General features: G+C 69.9%; 15 protein-coding genes. 10 read left to right on the forward strand and 5 right to left on the reverse strand.

Annotated features, from left to right (window positions below; genetic code table 11):
• Positions 1–4 precede the first annotated feature (4 nt).
• The 3 genes from HB662_RS13190 to HB662_RS13200 form a co-directional block, all read right to left on the reverse strand.
• A complete protein-coding gene (locus tag HB662_RS13190) occupies positions 5–1,249 on the reverse strand; it encodes a patatin-like phospholipase family protein (protein ID WP_168050284.1) in 1,245 nt (414 codons plus the stop codon).
• 66 nt (positions 1,250–1,315) lie between these two features.
• Positions 1,316–2,245, reverse strand: coding sequence for a nucleoside hydrolase (locus tag HB662_RS13195; protein ID WP_168050285.1), 930 nt, complete (start codon positions 2,243–2,245; stop codon positions 1,316–1,318).
• Positions 2,242–2,805: a DinB family protein gene (locus HB662_RS13200; RefSeq protein ID WP_168050286.1), complete on the reverse strand. Its 564-nt coding sequence runs from the start codon at positions 2,803–2,805 to the stop codon at positions 2,242–2,244. Before HB662_RS13200 ends, HB662_RS13195 begins: the two co-directional genes overlap by 4 nt.
• A 78-nt stretch (positions 2,806–2,883) precedes the next feature.
• Between HB662_RS13200 and HB662_RS13205 the strand changes: the two genes are divergently transcribed.
• The 4 genes from HB662_RS13205 to HB662_RS13220 all read left to right on the forward strand — a co-directional run bounded on the left by HB662_RS13205 (position 2,884) and on the right by HB662_RS13220 (position 7,609).
• Positions 2,884–3,576 carry a phosphoribosyltransferase gene (locus HB662_RS13205; protein WP_168050287.1) on the forward strand — a complete coding sequence of 231 codons (693 nt, stop codon included), beginning with the start codon at positions 2,884–2,886 and terminating at the stop codon, positions 3,574–3,576.
• The gene (locus HB662_RS13210) at positions 3,573–5,156 is read left to right on the forward strand and encodes an ABC transporter substrate-binding protein (protein WP_168050288.1); all 1,584 of its coding nucleotides are present in this window, start codon (positions 3,573–3,575) and stop codon (positions 5,154–5,156) included. The genes HB662_RS13205 and HB662_RS13210 overlap by 4 nt, the downstream gene beginning before the upstream one ends.
• Positions 5,153–6,925: an adenine deaminase C-terminal domain-containing protein gene (locus tag HB662_RS13215; protein WP_168050289.1), complete on the forward strand. Its 1,773-nt coding sequence runs from the start codon at positions 5,153–5,155 to the stop codon at positions 6,923–6,925. Before HB662_RS13210 ends, HB662_RS13215 begins: the two co-directional genes overlap by 4 nt.
• 63 nt (positions 6,926–6,988) lie before the next feature.
• Positions 6,989–7,609, forward strand: a complete 621-nt coding sequence (locus HB662_RS13220) for a LysE family transporter (RefSeq protein ID WP_168050290.1) — start codon at positions 6,989–6,991, stop codon at positions 7,607–7,609.
• A 10-nt stretch (positions 7,610–7,619) separates the two neighbouring features.
• Here the strand turns inward: HB662_RS13220 and HB662_RS13225 are convergent, their stop codons facing one another.
• Positions 7,620–8,300 carry a GntR family transcriptional regulator gene (locus tag HB662_RS13225; RefSeq protein ID WP_168050291.1) on the reverse strand — a complete coding sequence of 227 codons (681 nt, stop codon included), beginning with the start codon at positions 8,298–8,300 and terminating at the stop codon, positions 7,620–7,622.
• Positions 8,301–8,403: 103 nt separating this feature from the next.
• Here HB662_RS13225 and tcuA point away from each other — a divergent pair, with 103 nt between their 5' ends.
• Positions 8,404–9,801: an FAD-dependent tricarballylate dehydrogenase TcuA gene (tcuA, locus tag HB662_RS13230; protein WP_209443280.1), complete on the forward strand. Its 1,398-nt coding sequence runs from the start codon at positions 8,404–8,406 to the stop codon at positions 9,799–9,801.
• Complete coding sequence (gene tcuB / locus HB662_RS13235; RefSeq protein WP_209443281.1) at positions 9,788–10,933, forward strand: tricarballylate utilization 4Fe-4S protein TcuB; 1,146 nt, start codon at positions 9,788–9,790, stop codon at positions 10,931–10,933. Before tcuA ends, tcuB begins: the two co-directional genes overlap by 14 nt.
• A gap of 127 nt (positions 10,934–11,060) precedes the next feature.
• On the opposite strand, the gene HB662_RS13240 is transcribed toward tcuB, so the two are convergent.
• Positions 11,061–11,513, reverse strand: a complete 453-nt coding sequence (locus HB662_RS13240; RefSeq protein ID WP_168050292.1) for a TadE/TadG family type IV pilus assembly protein — start codon at positions 11,511–11,513, stop codon at positions 11,061–11,063.
• Positions 11,514–11,857: 344 nt separating this feature from the next.
• Here HB662_RS13240 and HB662_RS13245 point away from each other — a divergent pair, with 344 nt between their 5' ends.
• The 4 genes from HB662_RS13245 to HB662_RS13260 all read left to right on the forward strand — a co-directional run bounded on the left by HB662_RS13245 (position 11,858) and on the right by HB662_RS13260 (position 16,763).
• Positions 11,858–13,189, forward strand: coding sequence for a pilus assembly protein TadG-related protein (locus HB662_RS13245; RefSeq protein ID WP_168050293.1), 1,332 nt, complete (start codon positions 11,858–11,860; stop codon positions 13,187–13,189).
• A 5-nt stretch (positions 13,190–13,194) separates the two neighbouring features.
• On the forward strand, positions 13,195–13,656 hold the full coding sequence (locus HB662_RS13250; protein ID WP_168050294.1) for a TadE/TadG family type IV pilus assembly protein: 462 nt from the start codon (positions 13,195–13,197) through the stop codon (positions 13,654–13,656).
• A gap of 240 nt (positions 13,657–13,896) precedes the next feature.
• On the forward strand, positions 13,897–16,416 hold the full coding sequence (locus HB662_RS29715) for a calcium-binding protein (protein ID WP_168050295.1): 2,520 nt from the start codon (positions 13,897–13,899) through the stop codon (positions 16,414–16,416).
• Positions 16,410–16,763, forward strand: a complete 354-nt coding sequence (locus tag HB662_RS13260; protein ID WP_168050296.1) for a M10 family metallopeptidase C-terminal domain-containing protein — start codon at positions 16,410–16,412, stop codon at positions 16,761–16,763. Before HB662_RS29715 ends, HB662_RS13260 begins: the two co-directional genes overlap by 7 nt.
• The last annotated feature ends 17 nt before the right edge of the window (positions 16,764–16,780 follow it).

A 16,780-nucleotide genomic window follows, 5' to 3' on the forward strand; every position in this document is an offset into this window, starting at 1 on the left:
GGCTTCAGCCCGGTTCGCGCGGCAGCGTCCCGATCCGCATCGGCACGATCGGCGGGCGGACGAAGTAGGGCGGCAGATCGCTCCACAGCCCGCCGCGGCGCATGGCGGCGGCGCCGAAATCGAACAGGCACCGCATATAGGTTGGGTCGAATTCCTCGGTCGAGGTGCAGGGCATCTCGCGCGGGATCCAGGCGGCACGGAACTCGATCTCGTCGCGCTGCGCGATCAGGAACAGCTTGTACAGGTCGCCGATGGCGCTGCCGCGGATCAGCGAACTGATCGAGGCGCCGCCGATGGAGAAGATGCGCGGGCGCACCGGCGCCGCGTTGGTCAGCACCCGGTTGTTGACGATCACCCACATCCGCCGATCGATGTTGCGGCCGATCTGCTGCCGGGTCAGCGCCGCGATCGGCAGCTGCGGTGAGATCAGCACCACCTGCGAGGTGGCGCCGCCATCCACATGCATCTCGTCATAGCGCCGTCCATCCGCGGTCTGCACCGGGATGAAGACCGGCGGGAAGGCGATCGGCACGGCGGCGGAGGCGCGGATCACGTCGCGGAACAGCTGCACGGCACCGGGATGGCCGGAGGCGGCGATGGCGCCCATGTTCCAGATCATCGGCCTGCCATGATCCAGGTTGGTGGTGCCGACAAACAGCAGCCGCCCCCGCCGGTACTCCGCCGCAACCTTGGCCAGCAGGTCGGCCGTGACGTAGTGCGCGATGCGGTTGGCGAGGCCGGTGGTATCGGTCAGCGCCACGCCGGAGACCAGGCCGCTGAGCACCGCCGGGCGGGCCACCTGGCTGGTCCGCAGCGTGGTGTAGATTTCCTCGATCACCGGGTCGTAGTCGGAACCGAGGAAGGCGAAGGGCGCGATGATGGCGCCGGTGCTGATGCCGGCGACGGCGGCGAAGGTGGGCCGCGAGCCGCTTTCGCTCCAGGCGCGCAGCACCCCGGCCCCGAAGGCGCCATCCGGCCCGCCGCCCGACATCGCCAGGTAGTGCAGCACCGGCATCTGCCCGGCCGCCGCGCGGTCCCCGTAGCGCTGCCGCAGGATGCCGGCCTGGCGCGCGACCAGCGCATCCAGCGCATTCGGCTCCAGCACGTCGCCCCATACGCGCAGCCCCGGAATGCCGAGCGGATGCGCCTGGCCATCGAGGTCGACCGGCACGGCATTGCGGCTGACGCCAGCGCAGGCGGCCATCAGGCATAACAGGCAGGCCGCGGCCATGCGTCGGAAACGGGTCATCGGCGGAGCCTCCCAGGTCAGCGCGCAGACTGGGCTGGCAGACGTTGAACGTTTCTGAACGCGCCCTCAGCGCAGGGTGGCGATGCGCGCCGCCAGCAGGTCGAAGAAGCCGGGCGCGTCCAGCGTCTCCAGCAGGTTCAGGTTCGGCGGATGGCCGAGGCGTTGCCAGCGGTCGATCACCGTGCGGCCGCGGCCGGGCCCGGGTCCGCAATCCACCTCCGCCTGCGCGTCCCGCGCGCCGAACAGGCCGGGCGCCAGCAGCCAGGCGACGGCGGTCGGGTCATGCAGTGGAAAGCCGCGATGGCCCATGCGGCGGGAGGGTGGCAGGGCGCGCAGGATGGCGGTGGCCGCACGCCAGCAGGCGCCGCCCGGCCGCGCCTCCAGCGCCGCCACCACAGTGGGCGTAACGAAGGCCTGCGCCGTCAGGTCCAGCGTCGCCATGGTCAGCCGGCAGCCGAGGCCGAGCAGGATCGCCAGCGCCTCCGGGTCGTTCCAGGCGTTGAATTCGGCGGCGGGGGTGATGTTGCCCTCGGACCAGGCGCCGGACATCAGCACGATCTCCGCCACCCGATCGACCAGCGCCGGCTCCGTCGCGAAGGCGAGCGCCAGGTTGGTGACGGGGCCGAGGCCGATGACGGTGACGGAGGCGGCGGGCGCCGCGCGCAGCAGGTCGCGGATCGCATCGGCCGCGATGCCAGGGGCCAAAGGCGGGCCTTCCGGCAGTTGCACGCCGGCCAGCCCGTCCTGACCATGCACCGCCGTCTCGAAGCGGAACGGCGCCATCAGGGACCGTTCGGCGCCGGCCACCACGGGGACGGCGCGGCCCGTCAGCCCGACGATGGCGCGCGCATTGGCGGTGGTGGAGGCGAGGCCGACATTGCCGCCCGCCACCGTGACCAGCCGCACATCCAGCTCCGGCGAGGCGAGTGCCAGCCACAGCGCGATGGCATCATCCGTGCCGGGGTCGCAGTCGATCAGGCAGGTGCGTGGGGTCATGCCCGGTCCCTGCCCCATATCGCGTCCTCGGTGAAGCCGAGCTCCGCGAATTCGGCGGCCCGCAGCGGCGCCTCCGCCTCCGAATAGAACTCATCGAGCTGCGGCGGCCGGACGGAGGTGCCGGACAGCATGGCATGCGCCTGGCCGCGATGGTGGATCTGGTGCTGGAACAGGTGCAGCAGCAGCCGGTCGCGCCGTTCCTCCTGCACGCGCGTATTGCGGTTCACCCGCACGATGCCGGCCAGCGCGGCGTCGTCCAGCGCCTCGCAATGCGCGATCAGCCGCCGGTCCACGCCGGACTGGGCTTCGCGCAGGCCGGGCAGGTCCGGATGCGGCACTTCATTCGCCCAGGCGGCGGGGCCGAGCCAGCCGCCCTCCAGCGCATCTACATAGAACCAGTCGATGATCAGGATGTGGTTCAGCGTGGCGATCAGGCTGGGAAAGAAGCCGGTTCGCGGCGCGGCGAGTTCCGCCGGCGGCAGACGGGCGCAGGCGGCCAGCAGGCGGTGATTGGCCCAGGCATTGTTGTAGGCCTGGGCCCGGAACAGCAGCACGCTCATGCCGGACTCTCCCGTCGGGCGGTTGCGGTGAAGCGGCGCAGCATGGCAGTTTGCGCCCCGCAACCCAATGGAACCCGGATGGCGTATTGGCAGCATTTCGGCGCGCCGCCGGTCGCACGCGCGCCGTTCCAGGAAAGCTACCCCGCCACCCTGCCCGATGGCGCGGTGCTGGAGCTGCCGCTGCGCGATTTTTCCGAATTCGCCGTGGCCGGGCTGATCGCCAACCAGGCCAGCTTTCCGGTCATTCGCCGCCTCGCCCATTGGATGACGGAGGCTGCCCGCCCCCTGCAGCCGGAGGTGGTGGTAGGGCTGCCGAGCCTCGGCCAGGTCTTCGCCCCGCTGGTCGCGGAATCGCTCGGGCATGCGAACTGGGTCGCGCCCGGCTGGTCGCGCAAGCGCTGGTACGAGGAACGGCTTTCCGTGCCGGTCCATTCCATCACCTCCCCCACGCCGCGCCGGCTCTGGCTGGATCCACGCATCCTGGACCGGCTGGCGGGGCGGCGGGTGCTGCTGGTGGATGACGTGATCTCCACCGGCACCTCCGCCCTCGCCGGGCTGGAACTGCTGGCCGCCGCCGGCATCGCCCCGGTGGCACTGCTGGTGGCCATGGTGCAGGGCGATCGCTGGCGGGCCAGCTGGCCCGCTGCGGTCCCGGTCCGCGCCGCCTTCGCCACCCCGATCTTCCGTCCCTCCCCCGCCGGCTGGCTGCCGGAGCCCGGGACGGCCCCGCATCACCTGTGTCTGACGACCGCCAAGGACCACGCCGCATGATCCGCACATTTCGCGCCGCCTTGCTCGGCACGGCTCTCCTTGCCAGCCCTTGGGCCACCCCCGTGATGGCGCAGGAGAACATCCGCATCGGCGTGGAGGCCGGGCCGACCAGCCTCGACCCGCATTTCGCCAGCCTGATCACCAACATCGCCTTCGCCCGGCACGTCTTCCAGCCGCTGATGGAGCAGGATGCGAAGCAGGATCTGCGCCCGGCCATCGCCCTGTCCATGCGCGCGGTGGATGAGCTGACCTGGGAGGTGAAGCTCGACCCCGCCGCCCGCTTCCATGACGGCGCGCCGGTGACGGCGGAGGATATCGCCTTCACCATCGGCCGCGCCGGCGACGTGCCGAATTCCCCCTCATCCTTCCGCTACGCCACGCGCCCGATCGCGGGCGTGGATACGGTGGACGCCACCACCATCCGCATCCGCACCACCCAGCCGACGCCGCTGCTGCCAAATTTCCTGGCGCTGGTGATGATCGTCTCGAAGAAGCATGGCGAGGGCGCTTCCACGGCGGACTACAATGCCGGCCGCGCCATGATCGGCACCGGGCCGTTCCGCCACGTCTCCTGGCAGCCGGGCAGCCCGGTGGTGATGGAGCGCAACCCGGCCTTCGCCGGCGCCGCGCCCGCCTTCCAGCGCGTGGAGTTCCGCCCGATCGCCAATGCCGGCGCCCGCGTGGCGGCGCTGCAGGCGGGCGATGTGGACCTCATCGAGATCGTGCCGCCCGACCATTTCGCCCGCTTCAAGGCGGAAGCCGCACGCTTCGCCACGGCCGAAAGCCCCTCCAACCGCCTGATCTTCCTGACGCTGGACAGCGACCGGGAGGACAGCCCCTTCATCCGCGGCCGCGACGGCGCGCGCATCGCCAACCCGCTGCGCGATCCCCGCGTGCGGCGCGCGCTGTCGCTGGCCATCAACCGCGACGCCATCGTCTCCCGCATCATGCAGGGCCAGGCGCTGGCGGCGGGGGATCTCGGCCCGCCGGGTTATTTCGGCACCTCCCCCGATTTGCGGCCGACGCCCTTCGACCTGGACCAGGCGAAGCGCCTGCTGGCCGAGGCGGGCTTCCCGAACGGCTTTGCCGTGCAGATCAACGGGCCGAATGACCGCTACACGAATGACGAGCAGGTGGTGCAGGCCATCGCCCAGATGTGGACGCGGCTCGGCCTGGCGACCACCGTGGAGACCAAGACGCGTTCCATGTGGCTGAGCGAGGCGGCGCAGCTTCGCTATTCGGTGAACCTGGCCGGCTTCTCCCCCAACCCCGAATTGCTGGGGATGCTGGAGACGCAGATCCATAGCTGGAACACCACGCTCGGCCTCGGCACCGCCAATCGCGGGCGGTTCTCCAATGCCGAGATCGACGCCATCATCCAGCGCGCCCGCACCACGATCGATGACGACCAGCGCCGGGCGCTGACGCAGCAGGCGACGCGGATGGCACTGGTGGACCACACGGCGCTGATCCCGCTGTACTTCCCGGTGAACACCTGGGCGATGCGCCGCGGCTTTACCTATGAGGCGCGGACGGATGAGATGACGCTGGCCTTCAGCGCCGGGCGCGCACCGCGGTGAACCAGCACGTCGACCCCGCGCTCCGCGCCCGCGCCGTCCAGGCGGCGCGCGGCGCGGCACCCTTCGACCTGCTGCTGCTGGGCGGCACGGTGGTGGATGTGGCGACCGGCGAATTGCGCGCGGCGGATATCGGCATCGTCGGCCCGCTGATCGCCTCCGTCCACCCGCCCGGCGAGCGTGCCGATGCGGCGATGGTGGAGGATGTGGCGGGACGCTTCCTCGCGCCCGGCTTCATCGACAGCCACCTGCATTACGAAAGCAGCTGCATGGCGCCGGCGGATTACGCCGCCGTGGTGGTGCCCGCCGGCACCACCACCTGCGTCTGGGACCCGCATGAGCTGGCCAATGTGCTCGGCGTGCCGGGCGTGCGCTGGGCCGTCGAGGTCTCCCGAAATCTGCCGTTGCGAACTTTGGTCGCCGCACCCTCCTGCGTGCCCTCCGCCCCCGGTCTGGAACTGGCCGGCGCCGAGATCGGCGCGGCGGAAATGGCCGAAATGCTGTCCTGGCCGGACGTGGTCGGCGTGGCGGAGGTGATGGACATGCCCGGCGTGCTGCGCGGCACGCAGCACATGACGGGCATCGTCGGCGCCGGGATGGCTTCGGGCAAGAACGTGAACGGCCATGCGCGCGGGCTGCTGGATGCGGATCTCCAGGCATATGCCACGGCCGGCGTCACCTCCGACCACGAGATCACCGCGGCCGAGGATTTCCTGCAGAAGCTGCGCGCGGGGCTGACGGTGGAACTGCGCGGCAGCCATGACCAGGTGCTGCCCGGTGCCGTCGCCGCGCTGGCCACGCTGCCGCTGCTGCCGGTGAACCTGGTGCTGGCGACGGACGACGTCTTCCCGGACGAGCTCGTCGCCAAGGGCGGGCTGCGCGACACCATCGCCCGGGTCATCGCGCGCGGGCTGTCGCCGATTTCCGCGATTCGGCTGGCGACGCTGCATGCGGCGATGCGGCTGAAGCGCGATGATCTCGGGCTGGTGGCGCCGGGGCGGCGCGCGGATATCGTGGTGCTGTCCGACCTCGCCGGCGTGGCGGTGGATCGCGTGCTGGTCGATGGCGCCGTGATCGCGCGCAACGGGGCGCTGGTCTCGCCCCCCGCGCGCCGCACGGATGCGCCGACGGACACGATGAAGCTGCCGGCGCAGTCACCGGACGCCTTCCGGCTGCATGTGAAGGGCGTGCGCAGTGGCCGCGCCAGGCTGCGCCGCATCATCGGCTCCCGCTTTACCGAATGGGGCGAGGCCGATGTCGAAGTGCGCGACGGCGTGGCTGAAACCCCGCCGGGGCATGCGCTGCTGACCATCATCCACCGCCATGGCCGCGCCCCTGCGGTACCGCAAACCTGCCTGACCGACGGCTGGGGCGAGATGCGCGGCGCCATCGCCACCACCATCGCGCATGACAGCCACAACCTTCTGGTGCTGGGCGACACGGCGGAGAACATGGCCGCCGCCGCCAATGCCGTGATCGCGGCCGGCGGCGGCATGGCGGTGGCGCAGGGCGGCGCGGTGACGGCGCTGCTGCCGCTGCCCATCGCCGGACTGCTGGCGGAGACCCCGCCGGAGACCACGGCGCGCAACTTCGCAGCCCTTCGCCAGGCCGCCGACCAGGTCTGCGACTGGCAGCCGCCCTACCGGATCTTCCGCGGCATCACCGGCATCTCGCTCGCCTGCAACGCCGGCCCGCATTTGACCGATCTCGGCCTGACCGATGGCGGTACCGGCGACATCTTCGACCCGGCGGAGCCGCTGCCCGCCGGGTGAGGTGCCTTCCCACCCACGGCCTCGCGATGCTTCATGGCGCGGCACATACGGAAGGCTGGTGACATGGACTATCTCGGCGTCCTGGGCGGGATCGCAGGCGTGTTCCTGCTGGCTTGCCTGAGCCCTGGCCCGGTCTGGGTGGTCATCACCTCAACCTCGATCGCGGTGTCCCGCAAGGCCGGAGTGCTGGCCGGCCTCGGCGTGGCCGGGGCCACCATGACCTGGGCCACGGTGGCGATGCTGGGCCTCGGCCTGCTCACCCAGTTCACCTGGCTGGCCATGGCCATCAAGCTCGCCGGGGCGGCCTACCTCGTCTGGATCGGATGCCAGATGATCGCCGGGGCACGCCGCCCGGCACCCGCGCCCGGGTCGCTGTCGGGCGCGATGCATGGCGGCTGGACCGCGCTGCGGCGCGGCTACCTGTCCAGCATCACCAACCCGAAGGCCGCGGCCTTCTTCGGCAGCATCTTCGTCGTCATGCTGCCGGCCGATGCGCCCGGCTGGGTCCATGCGGCGGCGGTGATCCTGCTCGCGACGCTTTCCGCCTTCTGGCATTGCGGCCTGGCCGTGGTGTTCTCGATCGCGCCCATCCAGGCGGGATACCGCAGGGCCAAGGCCGGGATCGACAGCGTTATCGGCGTCGTCCTGGTCGGGCTCGGCATCCGCCTCGCTGTCTCACGCTGAATAAGCCCGGTTAATCCCCGCCCGGGGCCGCGAAGGGCACGCCCACGGTCTGCACCAGCCAGGCCAGCCGATGGCGCTGGGCGGCCTGGGCGTGCGCGCGGCTGGCGGCCTCGGCCGCCGCGCCATCCCGCGCCCGCAGCGCGGCAAGGATAGCCTGGTGTTCCGCATGCGCCTGCTCGGCCCGCCCACCCACGGTCAGCAGGCTGGGCAGCAGCGCCATGGTGGCGGAAATCAGCTCCAGGCTGCGCAGCAGGTAGCGATTATGGGCGGCCAGGTACAACAGGCCGTGGAAGCGCTGGTTGGTCTCCGCCAGGGCGCGGGCGTCGGTGAACAGCGCCGGCTCGCCGTCGATGAGTTCCGCCATGGCGCCGATCTCGGTCGGGCTGGCATGCTGCGCGGCCAGCCGCGCGGCAGCCCCCTCCAGCACCTCCCGCATCACGTACAGTTCCACCACCTGCTGGTGGTCCGGCCGCGTCACGGTCAGGCCGCGGCGCGGTTCGTGGGTGAGCAGCCCTTCCGATTCCAGCCGGGCGATGGCCTGCCGGACCGGGGTGCGGGAGACGCCGAAGCGAGCCGCCAGGTCGGTCTCCGTCACCCTTATGCCGGGCGCCAGCGCGCCTTCCCGGATGGCGGCGCGAATTCGGCCATAGGCTTCCTGGCCGAGGTCGCGGGAGGGGGGCGGCAGATCCATGCAGGCGGTGTAGCCCAGGTGGACCGCGCAATGGAACACGCATCTGGACATCGGTGGATACAAGTGGATACAAGAACGCGCGCCCGTCCAAGGAGACCCCAAATTGCCGGATTTCGCCCGCATCTATGACGTGCTGGTGGTCGGCGGCGGCAATGCCGCGCTCTGTGCCGCCATCACCGCGCGCCGGGCCGGCGCCTCCGTCATCCTCTGCGAGGTGTCCCCGCCGCCGCTGCGGGGCGGCAATTCGCGCCACACCCGCAACCTGCGTGCCCTGCATCCCGGCCCGACCCAGGTGCTGACCGACAGCTACCTGGAGGAGGAATACTGGGACGACCTCAACCGGGTGACCGGCGGCAAGACGAATGAGGAGCTGGCCCGGATGTGCATCCGCGCCAGCCAGCACGCGCCGGATTTCCTGGCGAGCTGCGGCGTGGTGTTCCAGCCCTCGCTGTCCGGCACCCTGTCGCTGTCGCGCACCAACGCCTTCTTCCTCGGCGGCGGCAAGGCGCTGGTGAATGCGCTGTACCGGGAGGCCGCGAAGCTCGGCATCGTTACGCTGACGGATACCGAGGTGCAGCATATCCAGGTCGAGGAAGGCCACGCGACGGAGGCGGTGATCTCCCATTGCGGCTTCCCGCAGCGGATCCGCTTCAAGGCGCTGGTCGCGGCCTGCGGCGGCTTCCAGGCCAATCGCAACTGGTTGCGCGAATACTGGGGCGATGCGGCGGATAATTTCCAGATCCGCGGCACGCCCTATGCGCAGGGCGTCGTGCTGAAGGACCTGCTGGCGCAGGGCGTGCAGCAGGTGGGCGACCCCACCCAGTTCCACGCCGTGGCGAACGACGCCCGCGCGCCCATGGAGGATGGCGGCCTGGCCATGCGGCTAGACTGCGTGCCGTTCTCCCTGGTGGTGAACCGCAATGTCGAGCGCTTCTACGACGAGGGCGAGGATGTCTGGCCGAAGCGCTATGCCATCTGGGGCCGCCTGATCGCGCAGCAGCCCGGTCAGATCGCGCTGGCCGTCACCGACAGCAAGGCGGTGATGAACTTCCTGCCGTCCGTCTACCCGCCCTACAAGGCGAACAGCATTGCCGAGATCGCCGCCATGGCTGGCTTCGATGCTGCGAAGCTTGAGAAGGTGGTGGCCGATTTCAACGCCGCCGTGCGCCCCGGCACCTTCAAGCCGATGGTGCCGGACGACTGCACGACGGAAGGGCTGGTCCCGCCGAAAAGCCACTGGGCGCGGCGCATCGATACGCCGCCCTACTACGCCTATCCGCTGCGCCCGGGCATCACCTTCACCTTCCTCGGCCTCAAGGTGAACGAGAAGGCCCGCGTGCTGATGGCGGATGGCAAGCCCTCCGCGAACATGTTCGCGAGTGGGGAAATCATGTCCGGCAACATCCTCGGCCAGGGCTACCTGGCCGGCTTCGGTATGACCCTCGGCACCGTCTTCGGACGGCTGGCCGGAGAGGAGGCGGCGCGCCATGTCCGCAACTGAAATGAGCAAGCTCGACCTGCTGTTGCAAGAAGCCACGGAAATCGAATCCGACGCCTACCAGGATGCCCGCCGCCAAATGGCGGTGTGCAATGCCTGCCGCTACTGCGAGGGTTATTGCGCCGTCTTCCCGGCGATGGCGGCACGGCGGGAATTCGAGAAGGCGGACCTGACCCACCTCGCCAACCTCTGCCACAACTGCAAGGGCTGCTACCACGCCTGCCAGTATGCGCCGCCGCATGCCTTCGGCATCAACATCCCGGCGACCTTCGCGACCATCCGGCAGGAGAGCTACGCCGAATTCGCCTGGCCCTCGGGCATGGGGCGCCTGTTCGAGCGCAACGGCACGCTGGTGGCCGGCGCGGCGACGCTCTTCGTGACGCTGGCGCTGGTGCTGACGGTGCTGATCCGCGACCCGGCCGTGCTGTTCTCCGCCCAGACCGGTACCGGCGCCTTCTTCCGCATCATCCCGCTCTGGCTGATCAACCTGCTGGCCGGCGGCAGCTTCGGCTTCGCGGTGGTGGCCATGGCAATGGGCGCCATCCGCTACTGGCGCGGCACCGGCGGCATGGGGGGCAGCTTCCAGCCGCAGCCGGCGGTGGATGCGGCGGTGGATGTGCTGACGCTGCGCAACCTCGGCGGCGGCGGGCATGGCTGCAACGACCTGGATGACAGCTTCGCCCAGCATCGCCGCTGGCTGCACCAGGCGATGTTCTTCGGCTTCATGCTTTGCTTCGCCGCCACCTCCACCGGCGCCATCTACCACCACGTCTTCGGCTGGCGGTCGCCGCATGACTTCCTGTCCCTGCCGGTGCAGTTCGGCACCTGGGGCGGCGTGCTGCTGTGCATCGGCACGGCCGGGCTGCTGTGGGTGAAGACGGTGACGGACCCGGCGCCGGTGGCCCGCAAGCTGATGGGTGGCGAATACGCGCTGCTCGGCCTGCTGTTCCTGATCGGCTCCACCGGGCTGCTGCTGCTGGTGGTGCGGCACACCGGCGCCATGGGCATCATGCTGGCGCTGCATTTCGGCCTGGTGCTCGCACTGTTCGTGGTGCTGCCCTATTCGAAGATGGTGCACGGCATCTATCGCAGCATCGCCCTGCTGCGGAATGCGCGGGAGAAGCGGCCGGCCTGAGGCCGCGCCGCCGGGTCGGCCCCGGTCGCGGAACCCGCCGCGACGGCCCTGCAGCCGCAGCCGACCCGAAGCGCCCGCGGGTCATCCATCGCGGGCGCCGCTTGCACTTGAAGAACGCCTGCGCGTTTCAGTTGAAGAACGCCTGCGCGGTCTCCGTCATCACCCGCGACGGTGCGCCGAACAGCGTCACCTGCAGGGTGAAGGGATACTGCACCGTCACCGTGACGCTGGTGATCCCGGCCTGCGTGGCGCAGTCGCTCACCGTCGCCGTCAGCCCGCTTGCATCCAGGAATGGCACGCGCGCGGCAACCCCCGGGAGATTGCCGCTGAGGCTGGTGCAGGCGGCGGTGCCGCTGTTCAGGTTCTGGCTGCCACGCAAGGTCGCCATGCGCACGGCCTCGGCGCTCGCGGTGCGCAGCGCCTGAACCGTGATCAGGTAGCGGCCGAGTTCCATCGTGCCGAGCAGCAACCCCAGCAGGATGGTGCCCACCAGCGCGAATTCCAGGCTGGTCGCACCGCGGCGGCCGAGCGTCCGGAAACGCGCGGACAACCCGCTCTTGCCGCTACCGACAGCCGACATCGTCCCCCTCCTGCCGAGCGGCTCATCCTGCCACCACCCGCCCGGCCGTGATCGGTGCGTTTTGTCTGGACTTGTCAGCCTCCGTCGATCGGCAACGGCTGGACCGGCCGGTAGCGGGAAGCCGGCAGACAGGAATCCGCCTGTTTGTCGTTCCTTTTCAGATGCTTGCGCTTGCACCCGTCCACCTCATCCCGCGCCTTGCGGCCCGGCCGGCAGCGCGTGGATGGCGATTGACGCTTACCGCATGTCGGCCGAATGTCTGCCCACCGCTCGCAGCGACAGGACCAGTACGAGCGGCACCGGCCGCCCCGCATATCGCCGCCCCTGCCAACGGAGGCTCAGCCATGTCCGCCGGCAAGACCCTCGAACCGGCGTTCCAGGCCGCGCAGGCGCCCTTGCGGTGGGCGGCCGTGCGGCGGCAGTTGCGCAGCCAGCGCGGCGCCACCGCGGCGCTCGTCGCAGTCAGCCTGATGATGCTGGTGGGTTTCGCCGGCCTCGCTACCGAGGGTGGCCTGCTCTACCTGACCTCGCGCAATGCCCAGAATGGCGCGGACTCCGCGGCAATGGCGGCTGCCTCTGCCTATCAGTTCCGCGGCCGTACCGCCGCCCTAGGCGCCGCGTCCGAAGTGGCGCTGCGCAACGGCTTCACCGGCGCGGTGGTGAACAACCCGCCCCTCGCGGGGGCAATGGCCGGGAACGCCAATGCCTTCGAGGTGGTCCTGGACAGGGCCGTCCCGATGATCCTGAGCCGGTCGTTGCACGGCAAGGCCAGCATGCCGGTGAGCGCACGTGCGGTTTCGCTTCTGGTCGGCGCGACCCCGGCCTGCATCGTCGCCCTGACCGGCACCCTGACGATCCAGAACTCCAGTACCTTCGACGCCAGGGAATGCGCCATCGGGTCGAATGCCCCGGGTGCATCCGTGCAGATTCCCCAGAGCAACTCGACGGTGCGGGCCCGCGCGGTGACGGCCGTCGGCACCTGCAATGGCTGCAGCAATGCCCGCTGGAGCTTCAGCGAAGGCTACCAGAACCACGCCCCACCGCTCGACAACCCCTATGCCCCGCTGGACACCAAGCCCTACACCCTGGCCAGTGGCGCGTCCTGCCTCAACACCACCACCCTGAACGCCCGCGGGCCGATCGCGCCGACCGGGACGACGCGGGCCTATTGCGCCTCCGTCACCGTCTCCAACACCTCCGCCGTGGTCTTCTCGCCCGGCACCTACGTGTTCCAGAACGCGTCTTTGACCATCGGCAGCATCTCGAGCTTCGCCTGCAGCGGCTGCACCTTCATCTTCCGCGGCAGCAGCCCCGGCAATCTCAGCATCACCAACACATCCGCGGTGAACCTCTCGGCGCCCGCCACCAATGGCGACGACGCCGATTATGACGGCGTGCTGTTCCATCGCGCCACCGGCGGCGCCATGGGCAGCAACGGGTCGCCGAACCTCAACCTGCAGAGCGTGTCGAGCTTCAACCTGGCCGGCGGCATCTATTTCCCCGGCTCCTACATCCGCATCGGCAATGTCAGCTCCAGCAGCTCGAACAACTGCCTCGCCCTGGTCGGCGGCACCATCGAGATCAGCAGCCTCAGCAGCTTCCGCTTCGATGTGTCCAACTGCGCCAGCTACGGCACGGCGGTGCCCGCCACCCGTGTCGCGCGGCTGGTGGAGTAGCGGCCATGCGGCAGCACCTGGCGCGCTTCCTGGTGGATCGCCGAGGCATGGCCGCGGCCGAATTCGCGCTGGTTGGTTCGGTCCTGGTCCTGCTGTTCCTCAGCATGTTCGACCTCAGCCATGCCATGTGGCGGACCACCCGGCTGGAGATGGCGGCGCGGGCCGGGGCGCAATACGCCTTCGCCAAGCCACAGGACAGCAACGGCATCGCCACCCGGGTGACGGCACAGCTTTCCGGCTGGACGGGCGTGGTGGTCGGCTCGACCGCCATGGTGTGCCGCTGCGACGATGGCGCCGCGGCGGATTGCGCCACGGGCACCTGCGAGAACAACGGCCAGACCCACGCGCCGATCGGCTCCCTCTCCATCACGGTGACGCAGCCCTTCGATTTCATCTCGCCGCTGACCGCGCTGCTGTTTCCGCAGCTGGGAACGCTGCGCGGCAATGTGGAGCTCCGGCTGCACTGACCACGGCGGCGCCTGCCCTGTTCGAGGATGGTGCACGGCATCTATCGCAGCATCGGCCAGCTGAGACATGCCCGGGAAAGGCGGCCGGCCCGACGAACCGGGCGCGAAACATCTGAAACAATCGCCCGGCGGCCGCGCAATCGAGTGGAAACACGGCAGCCCTAGGAAGCGCGCCCATCGCAGGGGCGTCTCCGAGGGAAAGGATGGCGGCCCGCTGCCCATCCACCCAATGAGGTTTCCATGCGCACGCCCAGAATGGCGCCTTTCGCAGCTTCGCCCCATGTCATCGAGGGCACCGACGGCACGGACTACCTGTTCGGCGAGACCGGCGCCGACCTGATCATCGGCTATGGCGGCGATGACCATGTCTTCTACGACAACCTGGCGGAAATGCAGGGCGACACGGTCGCCGGCGGCGCCGGCTTCGACACGCTGTCCATCACCTTCACCACCGCCACGGCGGGCATCACCCTGCAGGTGGTCGATTCCGCCAACCTGGTCCCGCTGCTGGGGGCGCAGGTCATCGGCGTCGAATCCTATGCCGTCACCGGCAGCGCCTTCGCCGACCGCTTCACCGGCGGCACCTGGAATGACCGCTTCGTCGGCGGCCTCGGCAATGACACGGCGCTGGGCGGCCTCGGCGACGACACCCTGTTCGGCGAGGACGGCCATGATCGCCTGGAAGGCGGCAATGGCCAGGATGCGCTGCTGGGCGATGCCGGGAATGACAGCCTGCGCGGCGGCAATGGCCGCGACCAGCTATATGGCGGCACTGGCAACGACCGGCTGTATGGTGACAACGGCGAGGACCAGCTGTTCGGCGATGCGGGGAACGACCTGCTGGAGGGCGGCGCGGGCCTCGACACGCTGCGCGGCGGCGACGGCAACGACGTGCTGCGCGGCGGCACGGAGGATGACAGCCTGGCCGGCGGCGCCGGTGCCGACACCCTGGATGGCGGCAGCGGCAATGACGTGATCGAACACTGGAGCGGCGAGGGCGCCGATTCCATCCAGGGCGGCAGCGGCCTGGACCGGCTGGTGCTGCACGGCATCTCCGGCAGCTTCATCGCCAAGGCGGCCGATGTGGTGAATGTGCTGGCCGATGGCACCCGCATCCTCGGCATCGAATCCTACAGCATCGACGGGACGGAACAGGCGAACCTCTTCGCCGGCGCGGCCGGCGACGATGTGCTGAACGGCTTCGCCGGGGCCGACACGCTGCGCGGCGGCGGTGGCCAGGACCTGCTGATGGGCGGCGAGGGCCAGGACCTGCTGGAGGGCGGCGATGGCGATGACTTCCTGATCGTCGGTGCCGGCGGCATCGACACGCTCCGCGGCGGCGCCGGGACCGACACGGCACGGATCGACCGCTTCACCTATTCCGATGCGATCGACTACCGCTTCACCGGCGCCGCGACCGCCACCCTGTCCGATGGCACCACGCTGACCGATATCGAGGTCGTCGAGATCGACACCGCCTATGGCGACGATGTGCTCGCCGCCGGCACGGCGCAGCGCGTGGTCTTCAACGCCGCCGGCGGCAACAATTCGCTGACCGGCAGTGCCGGCGACGACGTGCTCACCAGCGGCAACGGCAACGACACCATCAGGGCCGGTGCCGGCATGGACCGCATCATCGATGGCGGCGGCAATGACAGCATCGATGCCGGCGACGGCGACGACGACGTCCGCGTGGATGGCGCGGCCGGCCACAGCCGGATCCGGCTCGGCGCCGGGAACGACGTGGTCTATCTCAACGCCGGCGGCGGCAGTGCCGGCGGCGCCTATACGGTGGATGGCGGCGACGGCATCGACTACGCCTGGATCAACCGCTCCGGCAGCAGCAACAACATGACTTTCACGCTAGCCGCCAAGGCGCCGCTGTCGAATGGCGCCGTCACGCTGGCGAATATCGAGCGCGTTCACATCCAATCCGGCTCCGGTCGCGACAAGCTGACGGGTGGCGCGCTGGATGACTGGTTCAACGGCATGTCGGGCCACGACACGCTGCTGGGCCTGGGCGGGAATGACGAGCTGATCGGCTGGTATGGCGCCGACCGGCTGGAGGGCGGCGATGGCGCCGACATCCTATGGGCCACCGGCGGCATCAAGGATGGCGACGCCGATACGCTGCTGGGCGACGCCGGGGCGGACGATCTGCACATGAATCGCGGCGACTTCGCCGATGGCGGCACCGAGCAGGACCGCCTGTTCCTCGACCTGACCGAGGAATACGTGGATTTCACCTTCGTCTTCTCCACCGGCCTGACCCAGGTCGATGCCACCACCCGCTTCACCGGCATGGAGCAGCTGTATTTCGACGGCGGCCGCGGCCATGACAGGGTGACCGGCGGGGCGCTCGCCGATGTGCTGGAGGGCAATGCCGGCAATGACCGGCTCCTGGCCGGCGGCGGGGCTGACGAGCTGACCGATGGCGACGGCAATGACAGCCTGTACGGCGAGGCCGGCGACGACCTGCTGGTGCGCACCGATTTCGACGCCAACGGGATCGACCTCTTCGACGGCGGCATCGGCACCGACACGCTGCGCTTCAACATCGTCTCCGGCGCGCCCGTCTGGGTGGACATGGTGGAGCAGCAGTACAATGGCGGCCTCGCCCAGGGCCTGACGCTGGTCAGGGTCGAGAATGTCGTCGGCAGCGACGCCGGCGACGACATCCGCGGCTCCTCCGCCGCCAATGCCTTCTGGGGCGGCAAGGGTCCGACTACCTGGAGGGTCGCGAGGGCAACGACGTGCTGACCGGCGGCGAGGGTTCCGACATCCTGTCCGGCGGTGCCGGGCGCGACCTCTTCCGCTTCGGCCTGGGCGCCACCGGCTCCGGCGATTTCATCCTCGACTTCGTCCGGGGCGAGGACCGCATCGCGATCGAGCGCGCGACCTTCCAGCTTGGCAATGCTGCGACGCCCTCGCTGGTCGTCGGCGCCAACCCGGTGGCGAATGCCGCGACGGCGCAGTTCCTGTTCGAAACCGGAAGCGGCCGGCTGTGGTTCGATGCCGATGGCAGCGGCGCCGTGGCCGATGCCAGCTGGGTCGCAACCCTGTCCGGCGTCACCACCCTCTCGACGGCGGACCTCCTGTTGTTCTGAATGCGCCCCGGACGGCG

Origin of the sequence: Falsiroseomonas frigidaquae, from assembly GCF_012163145.1 — a bacterium.
GTDB lineage: Bacteria > Pseudomonadota > Alphaproteobacteria > Acetobacterales > Acetobacteraceae > Falsiroseomonas > Falsiroseomonas frigidaquae.

Excerpts from the sequence above, each read along its gene's own strand:
- HB662_RS13205 (WP_168050287.1), top strand. The coding sequence starts at position 2,884 with ATGGCGTATTGGCAGCATTTCGGCGCGCCGCCGGTCGCACGCGCGCCG.
- HB662_RS13250 (WP_168050294.1), top strand. The coding sequence starts at position 13,195 with ATGCGGCAGCACCTGGCGCGCTTCCTGGTGGATCGCCGAGGCATGGCC.
- HB662_RS13225 (WP_168050291.1), bottom strand. The coding sequence starts at position 8,300 with ATGGATCTGCCGCCCCCCTCCCGCGACCTCGGCCAGGAAGCCTATGGC.
- HB662_RS13210 (WP_168050288.1), top strand. The coding sequence starts at position 3,573 with ATGATCCGCACATTTCGCGCCGCCTTGCTCGGCACGGCTCTCCTTGCC.
- HB662_RS13195 (WP_168050285.1), bottom strand. The coding sequence starts at position 2,245 with ATGACCCCACGCACCTGCCTGATCGACTGCGACCCCGGCACGGATGAT.
- HB662_RS29715 (WP_168050295.1), top strand. The coding sequence starts at position 13,897 with ATGCGCACGCCCAGAATGGCGCCTTTCGCAGCTTCGCCCCATGTCATC.
- tcuB (WP_209443281.1), top strand. The coding sequence starts at position 9,788 with ATGTCCGCAACTGAAATGAGCAAGCTCGACCTGCTGTTGCAAGAAGCC.
- HB662_RS13190 (WP_168050284.1), bottom strand. The coding sequence starts at position 1,249 with ATGACCCGTTTCCGACGCATGGCCGCGGCCTGCCTGTTATGCCTGATG.
- HB662_RS13245 (WP_168050293.1), top strand. The coding sequence starts at position 11,858 with ATGTCCGCCGGCAAGACCCTCGAACCGGCGTTCCAGGCCGCGCAGGCG.
- HB662_RS13240 (WP_168050292.1), bottom strand. The coding sequence starts at position 11,513 with ATGTCGGCTGTCGGTAGCGGCAAGAGCGGGTTGTCCGCGCGTTTCCGG.
- HB662_RS13200 (WP_168050286.1), bottom strand. The coding sequence starts at position 2,805 with ATGAGCGTGCTGCTGTTCCGGGCCCAGGCCTACAACAATGCCTGGGCC.
- HB662_RS13220 (WP_168050290.1), top strand. The coding sequence starts at position 6,989 with ATGGACTATCTCGGCGTCCTGGGCGGGATCGCAGGCGTGTTCCTGCTG.